This is a genomic window from Nonomuraea sp. NPDC049784, from assembly GCF_040659615.1.
Lineage (GTDB): Bacteria > Actinomycetota > Actinomycetes > Streptosporangiales > Streptosporangiaceae > Nonomuraea.
Genome location: NZ_JBFAMX010000194.1, coordinates 1 through 17,429, shown reverse-complemented (window position 1 = coordinate 17,429; position 17,429 = coordinate 1). Strand labels below are relative to the sequence as shown.

The window sequence follows — 17,429 nt, the reverse complement described above, 5'->3', positions numbered from 1 at the left end:
TCCGGCGGCGACCGCCTCCTTGACCCACTGCTCGACCCGCTCGGCCGCGGCCTCCGACACCAGCGGGCCCACCTGGGTCTTCTCGTCCGCCGGGTCGCCGGTGACCAGGCCGGAGACGGCCGGGAGGAGGCGTTCGACGAAGGCGTCGTAAACAGGCTGCTCGACGATCACCCGCTGCACGGCGATGCAGCTCTGGCCGGCCTGGTAGTTGGAGTAGAGGGCGATGCGCTGGGCCGCCCAGTCGAGGTCGGCGTCGGCCAGCACGACGGCCGCCGCGTTGCCGCCCAGCTCGAGCGTCACGTGCTTGCGCGGCACCTGGTCGGCGATGGCGTAGCCGACGGGCGCGGAGCCCGTGAACGACACCACGGGGAGACGGGGGTCCTGGACCAGTGCCGAGGCGCGCTCGTTCTCGATCGGCAGGACCGAGAACATCCCCTCAGGCAGATCCGTCTCCGCCAGGATCTCGCCGAGCAGGAGCGAGGAGAGCGGCGTGGCGGGGGCGGGCTTGACGATGACGGGGGCGCCGACGGCGATGGCGGGGGCGACCTTGTGGGCGACCAGGTTCAGGGGGAAGTTGAACGGGGTGATCGCCAGCACCGGCCCGTAGGGCACGCGGGAGACGTACGCCAGCCGCCCGGCCGCGGCGGGCTCGGTGTCGAGCCGCTGCACCTCGCCCGACCAGCGCCGGGCCTCCTCGGCGGCGAAGCGGAACGTGGCGACGGCGCGGCCGACCTCGCCGCGCGCCCAGAGGATCGGCTTGCCGTTCTCGGCCGTGATGAGGTGGGCGATCTCGTCGGCCCGCTCCGCGAGGCGGCGCGACACGTGTGCCAGCGCCTCGGCCCGCACGTGCACGGGCAGCGCGGCGGCCTCCTTGGCCACCGCGTGGGCGGCCGCGATGGCCTCCTCGACCTGGGCGTCGGTCGGCACGGAGTGCCGCCCGATCACACGGCCGTCGTGGGGGTTGGTCACATTGAGCTCGGAGTCCCCGGTCGCGGCGCGGCCGGCCAGCCAGAAGGTACGCACGTCCATACACATGACGTTATGCCAAGCCGGTGATGGGGGATTTACACCACGGTGCACAAGACTCTCATGAGGGCTCACCGTTAAGTACAAGCTCCGTGGTATACCCATGATGTAACAGAAGTAGACCCAATTCGGGATGTTTACCATGCGGAGTGGTTTGAGCGATCTCCGCCATGGCTAAGTCATCGTGTGCGGGTCTCCAGCGCGGCGGGCCCCCGATCAGAAAGGCGTGGGCCCCGTGACCGAACAACGTGAGGTCACAAGGACGCTTAGCTCCTTGGCCACAAGGGAGGTCTCATGACCTCGGCGCCGCTGGGGCTGCAAGGCGCCTACCTTCTGGGTGAGCGCGCCAGCCACGACCAACTTCGCTCCCGCCTCCTCGACGTGGCGGTGAACCTCCTCGAGACGGACGGGGCCGACAGCCTCACGATGCGCAGGATCGCCGCGGAGGCGGGCTGCACGACGACCGTCATCTACACGATGTTCGGCAACAGGGAAGGGCTGGCGGAGGCGCTCTATCTGGAGGGGTTCGAGCGGTTCCGCCGATTTCTGGAGGCGGTGCCGGCGCGGCGCAACCCGTTCGAGCACCTGACCGCGCTCGGGCCCGCGTACCGGGAGGTGTGCCTGGCCGAGCCCGGCTACTACAGCCTGATGTTCGAACGGGCGATCCCCGGCTTCGAGCCCAGCGAACGCGCCAGGACCCTTGCCCGCGCGGCCCTGAACATCCTCGACCGCGTGATCGCCGACTGCATCTCGGCCGGATACCTGATCCCGACCCAGCCCCGCAAGATCGCGGACGCGCTGTGGGCGGCGGCCCAGGGCGCGATCAGTTTGGAACGCGCCGGTCACCTGCGCGACGGGAGCACGTACGAGGCGGTCACGACGGCGATCATCTGCTGCTACCTGGTGGAGAAGCAGGAGTAGTACTGCCGCCCCCTGTAAGCTCCAGCACACGGACAAGGGGGGACATCGTGAATCGTCGTCGTGCTTACGCCCTGGCGCTCGCGGCATCGGCGCTGGTCGCCGGCATGGGCGCGGCAAGGCCGACCCCGACTCCCAAGCCCACGCCCAGCCCGACCCCCACCCCGAGCGCGACGCAGAGCGACGGCACGCTGCAGATCCTCACCTACCGCGGCTACGCCGAGTACGGCGGCATCAGCCCCAAGGCCAACTGGGTGGGCTCGTTCGAGAAGGAGACCGGCTGCCGGATCGCCAGGCTCGACACCGTGCAGACCGCCGAGGGCATGGAGCGCATGGCCGGCCAGCGGCCCTACGACGTGATCTCCGCCGGGCCCGTGCTGGCCGCCGACCTGATCGACGCCAAGCAGGTGCAGCCCATCGACCCGGCCAAGGTGACCGGGTACGACGACGTCGACGAGCGCTTCCGCGACATGTCCACCGTGTCCGGCAAGGTGTACGGGGTGCCGTACCTCTGGGGCTATCACGAGTTCATCTACGACTCGGCCAAGGTCAAGGGCGACATCAAGCAGGCGTTCGCGTCCGACCGGGTCGCGCTCAGGGACACCCCCCTCACGATCGCCGACGCCGCGCTGGCCGACGGGTCGGTGAAGGAGCCGTTCGAGCTGACCAAGGACCAGCTCGATCGGGCGATGGCCCTGCTCGAGCAGAGCAAGGGCCGCACCTACTGGCAGAACCCGATCGACCTGGTGCAGGGGTTCGCCACCGGGGCGCTCGACTACGCCCAGGCCACCCCGTACTATCGCCTGCTCCTGCAGAAGGCCGGAATACCGGTCAAGACGCTCAAGACGCACGAGACCACCGGATGGGTGGATTCCTGGATGCTGGGCGCGAGCGTCCCCGACACCACCTGCGCCTACCGGTGGCTCAACTGGGTGACCGCCCCGAACGCGCAGCGCGACGCCGCCGCCTGGGCAGGACTGGCGCCGGCCAACGCCAAGGCGTGCAAGGGGCGGGCCAAGCTGATGTGCGAGACGTACGGGCGGGGCAAGGAGCTGGACCGCGTGGCCTTCGCCGTTCGGCCGCCCGGGGGTTGCCGGGCGGATGACGGGGAATGCACTGAATACAAGACATGGACCGACTGGTGGCCGACGCTCACCAAATGACGATGACGCGGGCGCGCCCGCTTCCCCCCGCTGGGCGCCGCCTGTAGGGACGCCCCGGGCCTTCCCCCTCGTCCCGGGGCGTCTCGTTTCGCTGTGGTCAGCGGGACGGAAAGGCCACCACTGTGGCCTTGGGAGCAGGAACGAGCGCCTCGGCGCAGTCGCCGCAGGCCAGGACCGCCGAGTTGTCGGGCAGCCGGCCCACGCGCACGCGCGGGCGCGGCCATCTCTTCTGGCAGACGACGCAGGCGTCGCCGTCGCGCTGGGCCAAGGTCAGGCCTTCAGGGTCGAACGTCAACATACTCCGCGCCGTTCTGGTCGGACTCCAGTTCATCACGCTCCCTGCAGCCATCGCCCATCCGCATGTCGGAACCGTTATAACCCTGACCGAGGCCGTGAGCGTCCAGCTGAGCGTCAAGTCAGGGTGAATTCTCTACCCGACCGAGGCCTCTTACACCACAAAATCGGGCATCCAGCCGCAAGCCGGATGCCCGATTGGTGGAGGTTTCTACTACAGTTCGGCGATCGCCTTCTCCAGGATGCCGAGGCCCTCCTCGAGCAGGTGCTCGGGGATGACCAGCGGGGGCAGGAAACGCAGCACGTTGCCGTACGTGCCCGCCGTCAGCACCAGCAGGCCCTCGGCGTGGCAGCGCTTGACGACCTCCTGTACGGCGGTGGGGTTCGGCTCCTTGGTGCCCGGCTCGACCAGCTCGATCGCGATCATCGCGCCCCGGCCGCGGACGTCGCCGATCACGTCGAAGCGCTCCTGGAGCGCCTTGAGCCGGGGCAGCATGATCTCGCCGATGCGGCGGGCCTTCGAGACCAGATCCTCCTCCTCGATGGTCTCGAGCACGCCGAGCGCGGCCTCGCAGGCCAGCGGGTTGCCGCCGTACGTGCCGCCCAGGCCGCCGACGTGCACCTTGTCCATCAGCTCCGCGCGCCCGGTCACCCCGGCCAGCGGCAGGCCGCCCGCGATGCCCTTGGCGGTGGTGATGATGTCGGGTACGACGCCCTCGTCCTCGCAGGCGAAGAGGTCGCCCGTCCTGGCGAAGCCGGTCTGCACCTCGTCGGCCACGAACACGATGCCGTTGGCCGCGCAGAACTCCGCGATCCGCGGCAGGAAGCCCCTCGCCGGCACGATGAACCCGCCCTCGCCCGCGATCGGCTCGATCACCACGGCGGCCACGTTCTCCGGGCCGATCTGTTTGGTGATCGCGTCGATGGCCTGCGCGGCGGCCTCCTCGGCGCAGTTCTCCGGCCCGGTCGGCCAGCGGTACGGGTACGCCAGCGGCACCCGGTACACCTCGGGCGCGAAGGGGCCGAAACCGTGCTTGTACGGCATGTTCTTGGCCGTCAGCGTCATCGTGAGCAGCGTGCGGCCGTGGTAGCCGTGCTCGAACACGACGACGGCCTGCCTGCCGGTGGCGTGCCTGGCGACCTTGACGGCGTTCTCCACGGCCTCGGCGCCCGAGTTCACCAGGAACGTGCGCTTCTCGTGGTCGCCCGGGGTCAGCTCGTTCAGCTTCTCGCACACCCGGACGTACGACTCGTACGGGGTGACCATGAAACACGTGTGGGTGAAGTCGGCGACCTGCTTCTGGACGCGTTCGACGACCTTGGGGGCGGCGTTGCCGACGTTCGTCACGGCGATGCCGGAGCCGAAGTCGATCAGCGAGTTCCCGTCGGCGTCCTGCACCACGCCGCCGCCGGCGCGGGTGACGAAGACCGGCAGGGTGGTTCCGATGCCGGACGGGACGGCGGCCTGCTTGCGGGCCAGCAGCTCCTGCGACTTGGGGCCTGGGATCGCGGTCACGACGCGCCGCTCCTGGGGAATGCTCATGGCTCGACGCTACGTTGGGCTCCCACCTGCGCCGATAGGTCGATATGTAACACTGAATTGGTTGTCTTTGCCAGAATGGACAAAACCTGCATGCCGCCTTCGCTCCACACCGTGATACGCCGCATGGGCCTCCGGCCGGTGGCCGGAATCCCGGGTCACGCGCGTGGGCTGGACGCGGTGGTGCGGTGGGTGGCGGTCAGCGAGCTCGCGGATCCGACACCCTACCTGGAGGGCGGGGAACTCCTTCTCACCACGGGCATGCGGATGGAAGGCGACCAATCCCAATATGTCGCCCGGCTCGTGGCCCGTGGCGTCGCGGGGCTCGGGTTCGGCGTCGGCGTCTCGCACGAGGAGGTGCCGCCCGCCCTGATCGCCGCCGCCGACGAGGCCGGGCTGCCGCTGCTGGAGGTGCCGCGCGAGACCCCGTTCATGGCGATCGGCAAGGCGGTCAGCGAGCTGCTGGCGGCCGAGCAGTACGAGGAGATCACCCGCGCCTTCGCCGCCCAGGGCCGCCTGACGCGGGCGGCGCTCCGGCCGGAGGGCATGCACGCGGTCATCGACCGGCTCGCCAAGGAGGTCGGCGGCTGGGCGGCGCTGCTGGACGAGTGGGGCGAGGTCCGCCACGCCACCCGCGGCGCCAACACGGACGCCGTCGTGGCCGAACTCACCCGCCTCCGCACGGGCCGCCTCCCCGCCCCGCCCCGCCTCCGGCCACCCGACGACAACCTGGAGTCCGGCCACCGCGCGGGGCTCGGCGGCCCCGAAGGCGCCGGAGGCGGGGAGCCGAGCGGCACCGGCGACATCGAACACGGAGCCGGGGACGCCACGCACGTCAGCGACAGTGCCGCATATGAGGTCGGCGGCACGGCACACGAGGACAGGGGCATCGCGGGCACGGCCGAAGGCACAACGCACGAAGGCCGAGGCGTGACACGCGTGGTCGAGAGCCCTGCACGTGAGACCGGAAGCGCTGAGCGCGCGGGCTGGGGTGTCGGGCGTGCGGGTCCGTTGCCTGCCAGCCTGGCGCTGTCGGGCCCCGGGGAGCACATCGTGGTGCAGCCGCTGGGTGGCGGGGCGCGGCCGCGCGGGTTCTTCGCCGTGGGGGCCAAGGAGCCCTTCTCTCCGGTCACCCACACGGTGATCAACGCCGCCGGATCCCTGCTCACCCTGGCCATGGAGCAGGGCAGGACCCACCTGGAGGCCGAGCGGCGGGCCCGTTCCGCCGTACTGGGGCTCCTTCTCGCCGGCGAGAAGGAGCAGGCCCGCGCGGTGCTGGGGCCGCTCGGCGGGCGGCTCCCTGAGGAGCCGCTGGCGGTGCTGGCGGCGGACGCCGACGCGCTGGAGGCCCTGGAGCCGCACGCGTTCGCGGCGCTGCTCGGTGACGACGGCACCCAGCAGGGGACGCAGGAAGCCAGAGGCTCCCTGGCCGTGGCGCTGGTGGCGGACGCGGTGGCGGAGAAGGCGGCGTTGGAGGCGGACGGGCCGGTGGGTGTCAGCCTGCCGTGCGGTTACGCCCCGGAGGCCCTGTACGGCGCGCTGGACCAGGCCAAGCGCGCGCTGGAAGCCGCCAGATGCGGCTGGGCGCCGGCGCTCGGCGAGGCCTTCGTCGCGGCCACCGGCCGAAGCGGCACACGAGCGACGGGCCGACGTGGCGCAGGGGCGGGCGGCCGAGGGCGGGTCGTGAGGTTCGGGGAGCTGGCCGGGCAGGGGCTGCTCGGGCTGCTCGACCAGGCCGCCGTCCAGACGTTCGCCGCCGCGCTGCTGGCACCCCTCACGGCGTACGGCTCCAAGCCCGACCTGGTCGAGTCGCTACGCGCGTACCTGGACAGCAACGGCCACTGGGACGCGGCGGCGCAGCGGCTCGGCGTGCACCGCCACACCCTGCGTTACCGCATGAAGCGTGTCACGGAGCTGCTGGGCCGCGACCTCGACGACCCGGGAGTGCGAGCCGAGTTGTGGCTCGCACTCGAAGCCACGCGCCGCTGACGGCTACTTGTTGGTGGGGAAGCCCAGGTTCACGCCGCCGTGCGAGGGGTCGAGCCAGCGGGAGGTCACGACCTTGCCGCGGGTGTAGAAGTGCACACCCTCGGTGCCGTGCACGTGCGTGTCGCCGAAGAGCGAGGACTTCCAGCCGCCGAAGCTGTAGAAGGCCATCGGCACCGGGATGGGCACGTTGATGCCGACCATGCCGACCTCGACCTCGTTCTGGAAGCGCCTGGCCGCGCCGCCGTCGTTGGTGAAGATCGCGGTGCCGTTGCCGTACAGGCCGCTGTTGATGATCTCGAGCCCCTCCTCGTAGGAGGACACCCGCACGATCGACAGAACCGGCCCGAAGATCTCGTCCGTGTGCGTCCGCGAGCCCGGCGGCACGTGGTCGAGCACGGTCGGGCCGAGCCAGAAGCCGGGCGTCTCCGCGGCCTTGCCGCCGCCGAGCACGGCCGTCTCGCGGCCGTCCACGACCAGCTTGGCCCCCTCCTCGACGCCGAGGTCGAGGTAGGTGGCGACCTTGTCGCGGTGCACCTCGGTGACGAGCGGTCCCATCTGGGACTTCGGGTCGTCGCCCGGGCCGATCACCAGCTCGTCGACCCGCTCGACGATCTTCTGTACGAGCTCGTCGCCGATCGGGTCGACGGCCAGCACGACGGAGATCGCCATGCACCGCTCCCCCGCCGAGCCGAACCCCGCCGACACGGCCGAGTCCGCCACCAGGTCGAGGTCGGCGTCGGGGAGGACGAGCATGTGGTTCTTGGCGCCGCCGAGGGCCTGTACGCGCTTGCCGTGGGCGGTGCCGGTCTCGTAGACGTACTTGGCGATCGGGGTGGAGCCGACGAACGACACACCGCGCACGTCGGGGTGCTCCAGCAGCCGGTCCACGGCGACCTTGTCACCCTGCACGACGCTGAACACGCCGTCGGGCAGCCCGGCCTCCTTCCAGAGCCGTGCCATGAGCAGCGACGCCGAGGGGTCCTTCTCGGACGGCTTGAGCACGAACGCGTTCCCGCAGGCGATCGCGATCGGGAACATCCACATCGGCACCATGGCCGGGAAGTTGAACGGCGTGATCCCCGCCACGACGCCCAGCGGCTGACGGATCGAGTAGGAGTCGACCCTGGTCGAGACGCCCTCGGAGAAGCCGCCCTTGAGCAGGTGGGGGATCCCGCAGGCGAACTCCACGACCTCGAGGCCGCGGGCCACCTCGCCGAGCGCGTCGGAGTGGACCTTGCCGTGCTCGGAGGAGATCAGCGCGGCCAGTTCGTCGCGGTGCGCGTACATGAGCTCGCGGAAGCGGAACAGCACCTGTGACCGCTTCATCAGCGACGCGTCCCGCCAGGCGGGGAACGCCGCGACGGCGGCCGCGACGGCCGCGTCCACGTCGGCCACGGAGGCGAGGGCCACGTGGCCGCTGACCTCGCCGGTCGCGGGGTTGTAGAGCTCCGCGGCGCGGGCGTCGCCGTCCGCCAGAGCTCCGTTGATCCAATGCTTGACGGACTTCACTGGGCTGCTGCCTCTGCGTTGATGGTTTCCAGGGCGGTGACGATGATGCCGAGGCCCTCGACGGCCTCGTCCACCGTGAGGGTAAGGGGCGGGGCCATGCGGATCGCGGTCCCGTACAGGCCGCCCTTGCCCGCCAGCAGCCCGGCCTTCTTGGTCTCCTCCATGAAGCGGGCGGCCTGGGCGGGGGTCTCCAGCTCGACGGCGAACATCAGGCCCTTGCCGCGCACGCCCTTGACCACGGGCAGGCGCTTGGCGGCCTCCTTGAGGCCGCTGATGATGATCTCGCCGGTACGCGCGGCGTTGGCCTGCAGGTCGTGGTCGAGCACGTAGTCGAGGGTGGCGTTGGCGGCGGCCATGGAGATGGGGTTGCCGCCGAAAGTCGCCAGGCCCACGGCGTGCGGGGCGTCCATGAGGTCGCGGCGCGCCACGACGCCGCCGACCGCGAAGCCGTTGCCGAGTCCCTTGGCGAACGTGATCATGTCGGGGGTCACGCCGTGGTTCTGGATGCCGAAGAACGCGCTGCCGGTGCGGCCCCACCCCGTCTGCACCTCGTCGGAGATGAACAGGATGCCCTGCTCGTCGAGCACCTCCTTGTAGGCGGCGAACAACCCGTCGGGGGCCATCGTGAACCCGCCCACGCCCTGGATCGGCTCGGCGATCAGCGCGGCCACGTCGTTGGAGACCGCGGTGGCCAGCACGTGACGCAGGTCGTCCACGCACGCCTGGATGTACTCGGCGTCCGACATGCCCTTGAACTGGATGAGATGCCGGTCGGCGCCGTGCAGGAACTGCACGTTGAGCGGGGAGAACGAGTTGTTCTTCCAGGAGCGGTTGGAGGTGACGCCGATCGTGCCGAAGCTGCGCCCGTGATAGCTCTGCCGCATGGCGAGCACCTGGTCGGTTTTGCGCGCGTACGTGGCCAGCAGCAGGGCGGTCTCGTTGGCCTCGGTGCCGGAGTTGGTGAAGAAGACCTTGGCGTCGGGGATGCCGGAGAGCCGCGCGATCTTCTCGGCCAGCTCGATCTGGCCGCGCAGCAGGTAGACGGTGCTGGTGTGGACCACTCCGGTGGCGATCTGACGCTCGACCGCCTCGCGCACCTCGGGCACGTCGTACCCGATCATGTTGGTCAGGATGCCGGCGAAGAAGTCCAGATAACTCTTGCCGTCGGCGTCGATGACGCGGTTACCTTTGCCGCTGACGATCTCGATGGGCTCGTTGTAGTTGAGTGCCAACCAGTTGGGCATCACTGCCCGGTGGCGCGCAAGAAGCTCCGACATGCTACTGAGTATCCCTTTTCCCTTACGGGTACTCCCACCTACAACCTGTCGGGGGAGCGCAAATATCCCTTACACCCTGCAAACTACCCGGACTTCCCAAAAGACCAGGTAACACGACAAGATCATCGGCGTGGTACGGAAACTCCTCGCGGGCGCGGCGATCGTGGCGATCGTCGCCTCGATCGCCCTCGCCTGGCTGTCCCCCGACGGGCTGGAGGCGGCGAGTTGGGTGGCGGCGGTCATCGGCGCGGCCGCGACCGTGGCGGCGATCGTCGGCTGGGCCCGGCGCTCCCCCGCCCTCGCGGTGTCCACGCCCGAGCAGCTGGACGCAGCCCGGCAGGTGCTGGCCGATCGGGTGCTGCGGCAGTGGGAGGAGGAGGCGAGGATCCGCGGCCTGTTCTCCCCCGACCCGCTGTCGGTGCGGTGGCGGTTGAGCGAGCGGGAGCTCATGGACCACGCCCGGCACATCACGGCCAACGGGCGGCTTCGCTTCAACGGCGCGACGGACCAGGTCGGCGCCATGGTGCCGGTGCTACGCGAGCTGCGCCGCCCGCGCCTGGTCGTCCTCGGCGAGGCGGGCACGGGGAAGACCACGCTGGCGCTGCTGCTCCTGCGCCGCCTCCTGCTCGACCGCGAGCCGGGCGAGCCGGTGCCGGTCATGCTGACGTTGTCCGGCTGGGACCGCCAGGGCGAACGTTTCCAGGCCTGGCTGGGGCGCCGACTGGCGCAGGACTATCCGGAGTTACGCGCAGACGCGTTCGGCCCCACGGCGGTCAAGGACCTGGTGACGGGCGGCCACGTGCTGCCTATCCTCGACGGCCTGGACGAGCTGCCCGTCCAGCAGCGCGACCGGGTGGTACGGGCGCTCAACTCCCTGCTGACCGACCGGGAGGGCTTCCTGCTGACCTGCCGCACCTCCGAGTTCCGCGAGACCGTGAAGGAGAACGGCGCCCACGTATTGAGCGCCGCGGCGGTCATCGAACCCGAGGACCTCAGCGCCAGGAAGGTGACGGCTTACCTCGCGGCCTGCCTGCCGCCCGACCCGGGCGGGAGCTGGCCGGAGCTGCTGCGCCGCCTGCGGGACCCGCACGACGTCCTGCACAACGCCCTGGACACGGCCTTGATGGTGTGGCTGATCCGCGCAGTGTACATCGACCCCGGCCGGGATCCAGCACCGCTGCTCGATGCCGCCGACGCCGAGTGGGCGCGGCTGCATCTGCTCGACCATGTGGTGCCCGCAGTGACCGCCGCCGACCCCGCGCCGGGTCCTTTCCGCTCCCGCCGGGCCTGGCCGGCGCACCGGGTGCGGCGGTGGCTCACCCTGCTCGCCGCCTCACTGACTGAGCGCGGGACGCGCGATCTGGCCTGGTGGGACCTCCACGACCTGATCGAACGCCGGTGGATCAGGATCGGTCTGGGACTGGTCGCCGGGCTGCTTGCGGCTGTGTCGGGCGGAGCCGGCTGGTGGGCCGCGGGCGGCGGGCCCGGATCCGCGCTCGCGGCAGGCGCCTGCCTGGGCCTGCTGGTGGGGGCCGGGACCGGGATGATGCTGTGGGCCGAAATATGGGACATCGCGCTGGAGGACGCCGGGGAGCTGCTCGACGACGACGCACCGGTCGACCCGGAGGCCGGCACGCTCCGCAGGTTCGTGTTGCCCGGCTTCGCTGCCGCCGTGGGTTTGTGGGCCGGGATCGGGCTCGTCGGCGGCTCGGGCATCTGGCTGGCCGGCCTGTTAGTGACGTGGGGGACTGCCGAGGCATCGCCACCGGAGCTGGCCGAAGGGCTGGCCATGGCATTCTCCTTCTGCCTGCCCCTGTTCGTCACGGCCCTGCTCAGCATGGGGTTCGTCGCATGGGTGCGCCACACGCGCGTGCCGCTGCACCCCGTGGCGTCGACGAGATGGCAGCGCACGCTCGGTCTGACGTTCGCCGGGCTGCTCGCGGTGGCGTGCGCGACCGAGGGCTGGCTGGCGGAACGGCTCATCCTCGCGGGTCCCGACGCGCTCACCCGCGCGGTGGCCGGAGGGGCGGCGGGCGGGATCCTGGTCGCCGTGATCGCCGCCGGTCACTTCGTCTTCTCGCTGCTCGCCTGGCCCGCGTTCGCCGTGGCCAGGGCCCTGTTCGCGCTCTCCGGCCGCCTGCCGTGGCAGCTCATGGCGTTCCTGGCCGACATGCACCGCCTCGGCCTGCTCCGGCAGGCGGGCCGCCTCTACCAGTTCCGCCACGCGGCCCTGCAGGACCGCCTTGCCGACGCCCCTTAGGGGATGTCCCGTCCACCTGGAGGTGTACTTCGCGCCGGTCCGGTACGCCGCGGGAGGCACCCCGAAAGACCACTGGCGGCCGACGCCAGGGACCATGCCGGTCGAGCACCATCGGATCATCTCGAAACGTGAAGGAGAGAGCGAGATGACCGTCACCATCGACCACCGCCCCGAGGCGCCCTCCGGCCCGCCCAAGCTCGACCGCGACCGGCTCCGCCAGGCCCAGGAGGACACCCTGGCGACCCCGCGGATGGACTACAGCCTGCTGGCCAAGATGATGTTCAAGCCCGTCGACATCATGTACGGCAAGAAGGGCTCATACACGAAGTTCGCCATGCTGGAGATCATCGCCCGCGTGCCGTACCAGGCGTGGGAGCGGATGGGCTATTGGGCCGTGCACCGCTACCGGGGACGATCGGCGCTGGCCAGGAAGATCTTCGAGCGGATCGTGGAGGCCCGGGCCGACCAGGACAACGAGCAGTGGCACCTGCTGATCCTGCAGGACCTCGTCCAGCGCACCGGGCAGAGACAGACGTGGCTGCTGCACAGGGGCGCACCGTGGCTGATCGCGTTCTTCTACTACCACGTGTCCTGGATGCTGTTCCTGGTCAGGCCCGAGTGGAGCTACCGGCTGAACGCGGAGTTCGAGGACCACGCCGAGCACGAGTACATGGCCTTCGTGGCCGAGAACCCGGACCTGGACTTCGTGCCCGACCCCGGCACGTACGCCGCCGAGTACGGCCGCTACCGCTCGGTGGCCGACCTGCTCAGGCAGATCGGCCACGACGAGCGCACCCACAAGCTCGACAGCCTGGAGAGCATGCGGGATCCTCGTGTCCGTTAAACCTTGCTGTTCTCCGGCACCGGCACTGGAGCCACGACCGGGCGCAGCACGGCCACCGCGAGCAGCGCGGCGGCCACACAGAACGCGCCCCCGACCCACGAGCCCAGGTGCATGGCCGACGTGAACGCCTGATTGCCGGCCTCTGCGAAGCCCGCCAGATGCGCGCCGCCGATCGACTCCCTGGCGGCGGCGGGCAGGTCGGCCGGCATCTGAGAGGTGTACTGCCCGGCCAGCACGCTGCCCAGGATCGCGATGCTCAGCGCCATGCCGACCTGCTGGACGGTGTCGTTGAGCGCCGAGCCGACGCCGGCGTGCTCCATGGGGATGGCGCTCATGAGCGAGGAGTACGCGGACGGCCCGGCCAGCCCGCCGCCCACACCCATGATCACCAGCCCTGTGAGGAGCGGGAGATATCCGGTGGTCGTGGCCATGACGACGAACCCGCAGGCCATCACCAGCAGCCCCGCCCCGATCAGCGCCCGGTTGCTGACCCTTTTGCCCAGCCCGGCGCCCACGCCGTTGAAGATCGCCGCGGCCACGCCGTAGGGCAGCATGGCGAGGCCCGCCTGCATCTCCCCATAGCCCAGCACGAACTGCAGGTACTGGGTCAGCATCAGCATCACGGCGCCCGCGCCGAACGCCATCAGCAGGATCGAGAACGACGCGCCGCTGAAGTTCCGGTTGGCGAACAGGTGCAGCGGCAGCATCGGCTGAGTCTGCCTGCGCTCCCAGACCACGAACGCGCCCAGCGCGACGACCGCGATGGCGATGCCGATCACGTTCCATTCGCGCTCGATGATGACGTACACGGCCGACGTCAGCCCCACGGTCGACAGCACCACACCGACGGGGTCGATCTTCCGCCCGCTGCTGCGGCTCTCGGGCATGAGCACGACGGCGGCCACGATGGCGACGGCCGCGATCGGGATGTTCAGCAGGAAGACCGAGCCCCACCAGTAGTGCTGCAGCATGAAGCCACCCAGCGTCGGCCCCGACACCATGCCGACCAGGGCCACCGCGCTCCAGGACGCCATCGCCTTGCGCCGCTCCGCCTCGTCGAAGACGGTCATCAGGATCGACAGCGTCGAGGGCATGACGAGCGAGCCGCCGATGCCCATCAAGGCACGGGCGGCGATGAGCTGCCAGGGCTCGGAGACGAGCACAGCCAGAAGGGACGCACCGCCGAAGAACACCAGGCCGATGATCAGGAACCGCCTACGGCCGTACTTGTCGGACAGGCTGCCCGAGGTGAGCAGCAATCCGGCGTAGGCCAGCACGTACGCGTCGATGATCCACTGGATGTCCGACGGGCTCGCGCCCATCTCCTCGTTCAGCGAGGGGATGGCGAGGTTGAGGACGGTGTTGTCCACGACAAGCACCAATAGCGCCAAGCAGAGTACGACGAGAATCCACCAGCGACGGGGGTCTCGTACAGTGTTCGAGTCCACTCGCACAGCGTACGGCAATCATCGTACAGTGTGCGAGTGGATTTATCCTTGAAGGATGACCGGCAAGCAGTTCGCCTCCGTCTGGCTCCGCGAGCCGCGTAAGACCGCGAGCCCGGGGCGCAGCCGCGAGGAGATCGTCAAGGCCTCCCTCGAGCTGCTCGACGCGGAGGGACTCGGTGGGCTCAGCATGCGCAAGCTGGGCGCGAAGCTGAGCGCGGGCGCCACCAGCATCTACTGGTACGTCGCCAACAAGGACGAGCTGCTCGAGCTGGCCTACGACGAAATCTGGGGCGAGATGAGCGTGCCCGACCCCGAGGAGGTGGGCTGGCGCGACGCCGCCTCGGTCCTGGCCCACAGCATGCGCCAGGTGATGCTGCGCCACCCGTGGTCGGCCGACCTGCTCGGGCGCGTGCCCGCGCTCGGCCCCAACGCCCTCCACGTGGCCGACCGGATGCGGGTGATGTTCAGGCACGCGGGGTTCAGCGGGATGGAGATCGACTACGCCGGCGCCGCGCTCACCGCCTTCGTGTACGGCATGACGATCCCGGAGATCGCCTGGAACACCGCGATGTCCGGCCAGACCTACGACGCGGATGAGATGCGCGCGTCGGTGGCCAGGGCCGCCGCCGACTTCCCCGACCTGCTGGAGCGCATCGACATGGACACTGACGAGGATCCGCAGGTCGTTCGCGCCCTGTGTTTCGACTTCGGGCTGGTGTCGGTGCTCGACGGCCTTGAGCGGCGGCTGGCGACGTAGCAGGATTCGGGCATGAGCGAGCGAAGCGAGCGACCCATCGAAAACAGCCGATTTATCGCTCATGCGGCCGACAAAGGCGGCCGCATGAGCGATTTCCGTGCCGCCCGCGATTTCCTCCTCCACGCCGACGCCGCCACCGCCCGCCGCGACTTCCGCTGGCCGGAGCTGGCGGAGTTCAACTGGGCGCTCGACTGGTTCGACGGGGTGCTGGCCGCCGAGACGCCTGACGCCGTCGCGCTCAAGATCGTGGGCGCGAGCAACGCCCGCTACACGTTCGCCGAGTTGTCGGCCCGCTCCAACCAGATCGCGAACTGGCTGCACCAGCAGGGTGTGCGCCGGGGCGACCGGATCCTGCTCATGCTGGGCAACCAGGCGGAGCTGTGGGAGTCGCTGCTGGCCGCGATGAAGCTCGGCGCGGTCATCATCCCGGCCACGACGCTGCTGACGGCCAAGGACATCGCCGAGCGCATCGATCGGGGCGGCGTCTCCCATGTGATCGCCAACGCCGCCGACGCGGGGAAGTTCAGGGCCGGCGAATACACGAAGATCGCTGTGGGCGACGCCTTCAACTGGCTGCCGTACCACGAGGCTTACGAGGCGGGAGAGCACTTCGCGCCCGACGCGCCGACGCGGGCCGGCGACACGCTGCTGCTCTACTTCACCTCGGGCACGACCTCGCAGCCCAAGCTGGTCGAGCACACCCACGCCTCCTATCCGGCCGGGCACCTGTCGACGATGTTCTGGATCGGGCTCAAGCCCGGCGACGTGCATCTCAACGTGTCCTCGCCGGGGTGGGCCAAGCACGCGTGGAGCAACGTCTTCGCCCCCTGGAACGCGGGCGCGACCGTGCTGATCCACGACTACCAGCGCTTCTCCGCCCCGGCGCTGCTCGAGGTGCTGCGGGACGAGCGGGTCACCACGTTCTGCGCGCCGCCGACCGTCTGGCGGATGCTCATCCAGGAGGACCTGGCGGCGTGGAAGCGAACGTTCGGGCCCGAGAGCGGTAGCTCGCGTGACCAGCGAGGGCCAAGTGAGCACGACCATGAACCGCAGCTGCCCCTGCGTACGGCGGTGGCCGCCGGCGAGCCGCTCAACCCGGAGATCATCGACCAGGTGGCCAAGGCGTGGGGCATCACGATCAGGGACGGCTACGGCCAGACCGAGACCACCGCGCAGATCGGCAACGCGCCGGATGAGCCGGTCAGGCCCGGATCGATGGGGCGTCCGCTGCCCGGTTACGACGTCGTGCTCATCGACCCGGTCACCGACGAGCCTGGGGACGACGGCGAGATCTGCCTGCCTCTGGACGACCGCCGCCCCCTTGGCCTCATGTCCGGATATGTCGGTGGATCGAGTGATGCGATGCGCGCCGGGTTCTACCACACCGGTGACGTCGCCACCCGCGACCAGGACGGCTACATCACCTACGTGGGCAGGACCGACGACGTCTTCAAGGCCTCCGACTACCGCATCTCGCCGTTCGAGCTGGAGAGCGTGCTGCTGGAGCACGCGGCCGTGGCCGAGGCGGCGGTGGTGCCCGCCCCCGATCCGGTACGACTGGCCGTACCGAAGGCTTATGTGACGCTCGCGCCCGGGTTCGAACCGGACGAGGCGACCGCGCGGTCGATCTTCGAGCACTGCCGCAGGGAGCTGGCCCCCTACAAGCGGGTGCGGCGGCTGGAGTTCGACGAGCTGCCCAAGACGATCTCCGGCAAGATCCGCCGGGTCGAGCTGCGGGTGCGGGAGCCTCGGCGGGAATACCGGGAGGAGGACCTCAACCAGTGACAAAGCGTAAATGGGCGCATGGCCGTTCTTACAGTCTGATCGGCTAGGCTCTGCCCCGTGTTGCCCACCATCGCCGACGTCCTCGCCCTGGAGACCGTACGCCGGGGCAGCCCGCGTGTGGTCGCGGGCGCCGACCGGCTCGACACCAAGGTGCGGTGGGTGCACGTCGGCGAGATCGCGGACATCGCCCACCTGCTGCGCGGAGGTGAGCTGGTGCTCACCACTGGCGTCGCGCTTCCCGAGGACCCGGAGAAGCTCGCCGACTACATCGGCGAGCTTTCCTCTGTAGGCGCCTCCGGGCTGATCGTGGAGCTGGGCCGCAGGTTCGTCCGCGAGCTGCCGCGTGCCGTGGTCAAGACGGCCGAGGAGCACGGCCTGCCGGTCATCGTGCTGACCCGCGAGACGCCGTTCGTGCAGATCACGGAGTCCGTGCACTCCCGGATCATCGACATCCAGCTGGAGGAGCTGCGGGCCTCCGAGCAGCTTCACGAGGTCTTCACCGAGCTGTCGGTCGAGGGCGCGTCTCCCGCCGAGGTGCTCGCCCAGGTGTCCAGGCTGTCCAACCGGCCCGTGCTGCTGGAGAACCTCGCGCACCAGGTGCTGGCCTGCGAGTCCGCCG

14 protein-coding genes are annotated in these 17,429 nt (G+C 70.0%); 8 read left to right on the top strand and 6 right to left on the bottom strand.

Annotation, left to right across the window (positions count from 1 at the left end; all coding sequences use genetic code 11):
• On the bottom strand, window positions 1–1,029 hold a 1,029-nt coding region (locus AB0J09_RS31750; RefSeq protein WP_360698945.1), incomplete at its 3' end, for an aldehyde dehydrogenase family protein.
• 291 nt (window positions 1,030–1,320) lie between these two features.
• On the opposite strand from AB0J09_RS31750, the gene AB0J09_RS31745 reads away from it, so the two are divergent.
• Both AB0J09_RS31745 and AB0J09_RS31740 read left to right on the top strand, forming a co-directional pair.
• Window positions 1,321–1,947, top strand: coding sequence for a TetR/AcrR family transcriptional regulator (locus AB0J09_RS31745; RefSeq protein WP_360698943.1), 627 nt, complete (start codon window positions 1,321–1,323; stop codon window positions 1,945–1,947).
• A gap of 47 nt (window positions 1,948–1,994) precedes the next feature.
• On the top strand, window positions 1,995–3,107 hold the full coding sequence (locus AB0J09_RS31740; RefSeq protein WP_360698941.1) for an extracellular solute-binding protein: 1,113 nt from the start codon (window positions 1,995–1,997) through the stop codon (window positions 3,105–3,107).
• Between the two features lie 97 nt (window positions 3,108–3,204).
• On the opposite strand, the gene AB0J09_RS31735 is transcribed toward AB0J09_RS31740, so the two are convergent.
• Together AB0J09_RS31735 and gabT are read right to left on the bottom strand one after the other, a co-directional pair.
• On the bottom strand, window positions 3,205–3,405 hold the full coding sequence (locus AB0J09_RS31735; RefSeq protein ID WP_360698939.1) for a hypothetical protein: 201 nt from the start codon (window positions 3,403–3,405) through the stop codon (window positions 3,205–3,207).
• A gap of 210 nt (window positions 3,406–3,615) precedes the next feature.
• Complete coding sequence (gabT, locus tag AB0J09_RS31730; protein WP_360698937.1) at window positions 3,616–4,944, bottom strand: 4-aminobutyrate--2-oxoglutarate transaminase; 1,329 nt, start codon at window positions 4,942–4,944, stop codon at window positions 3,616–3,618.
• Window positions 4,945–5,034: 90 nt separating this feature from the next.
• Here gabT and AB0J09_RS31725 point away from each other — a divergent pair, with 90 nt between their 5' ends.
• Window positions 5,035–6,930, top strand: a complete 1,896-nt coding sequence (locus AB0J09_RS31725) for a PucR family transcriptional regulator (RefSeq protein ID WP_360698935.1) — start codon at window positions 5,035–5,037, stop codon at window positions 6,928–6,930.
• 3 nt (window positions 6,931–6,933) lie between these two features.
• Here the strand turns inward: AB0J09_RS31725 and AB0J09_RS31720 are convergent, their stop codons facing one another.
• Window positions 6,934–8,439 carry a CoA-acylating methylmalonate-semialdehyde dehydrogenase gene (locus AB0J09_RS31720; protein ID WP_360698933.1) on the bottom strand — a complete coding sequence of 502 codons (1,506 nt, stop codon included), beginning with the start codon at window positions 8,437–8,439 and terminating at the stop codon, window positions 6,934–6,936.
• Window positions 8,436–9,716 (bottom strand): aspartate aminotransferase family protein, encoded by a 1,281-nt coding sequence (locus AB0J09_RS31715; protein ID WP_360698931.1) that lies wholly within the window; start codon window positions 9,714–9,716, stop codon window positions 8,436–8,438. The genes AB0J09_RS31720 and AB0J09_RS31715 overlap by 4 nt, the downstream gene beginning before the upstream one ends.
• Before the next feature lie 130 nt (window positions 9,717–9,846).
• On the opposite strand from AB0J09_RS31715, the gene AB0J09_RS31710 reads away from it, so the two are divergent.
• Window positions 9,847–11,976, top strand: coding sequence for an NACHT domain-containing protein (locus AB0J09_RS31710; RefSeq protein WP_360698929.1), 2,130 nt, complete (start codon window positions 9,847–9,849; stop codon window positions 11,974–11,976).
• Window positions 11,977–12,121: 145 nt separating this feature from the next.
• The gene (locus tag AB0J09_RS31705; RefSeq protein ID WP_360698927.1) at window positions 12,122–12,820 is read left to right on the top strand and encodes an alternative oxidase; all 699 of its coding nucleotides are present in this window, start codon (window positions 12,122–12,124) and stop codon (window positions 12,818–12,820) included.
• On the opposite strand, the gene AB0J09_RS31700 is transcribed toward AB0J09_RS31705, so the two are convergent.
• Window positions 12,817–14,268: an MFS transporter gene (locus AB0J09_RS31700; RefSeq protein WP_360698925.1), complete on the bottom strand. Its 1,452-nt coding sequence runs from the start codon at window positions 14,266–14,268 to the stop codon at window positions 12,817–12,819. The two genes, AB0J09_RS31705 and AB0J09_RS31700, sit on opposite strands and share 4 nt — an antisense overlap.
• A 55-nt stretch (window positions 14,269–14,323) precedes the next feature.
• Between AB0J09_RS31700 and AB0J09_RS31695 the strand changes: the two genes are divergently transcribed.
• The 3 genes from AB0J09_RS31695 to AB0J09_RS31685 all read left to right on the top strand — a co-directional run.
• Window positions 14,324–15,025, top strand: a complete 702-nt coding sequence (locus AB0J09_RS31695; protein WP_360698923.1) for a TetR/AcrR family transcriptional regulator — start codon at window positions 14,324–14,326, stop codon at window positions 15,023–15,025.
• Window positions 15,026–15,109: 84 nt separating this feature from the next.
• Window positions 15,110–16,810 (top strand): AMP-binding protein, encoded by a 1,701-nt coding sequence (locus AB0J09_RS31690; protein WP_360698921.1) that lies wholly within the window; start codon window positions 15,110–15,112, stop codon window positions 16,808–16,810.
• A gap of 57 nt (window positions 16,811–16,867) precedes the next feature.
• Window positions 16,868–17,429, top strand: a 562-nt coding sequence (locus AB0J09_RS31685; protein ID WP_360698919.1) for a PucR family transcriptional regulator ligand-binding domain-containing protein, incomplete at its 3' end; no start/stop codon positions are given.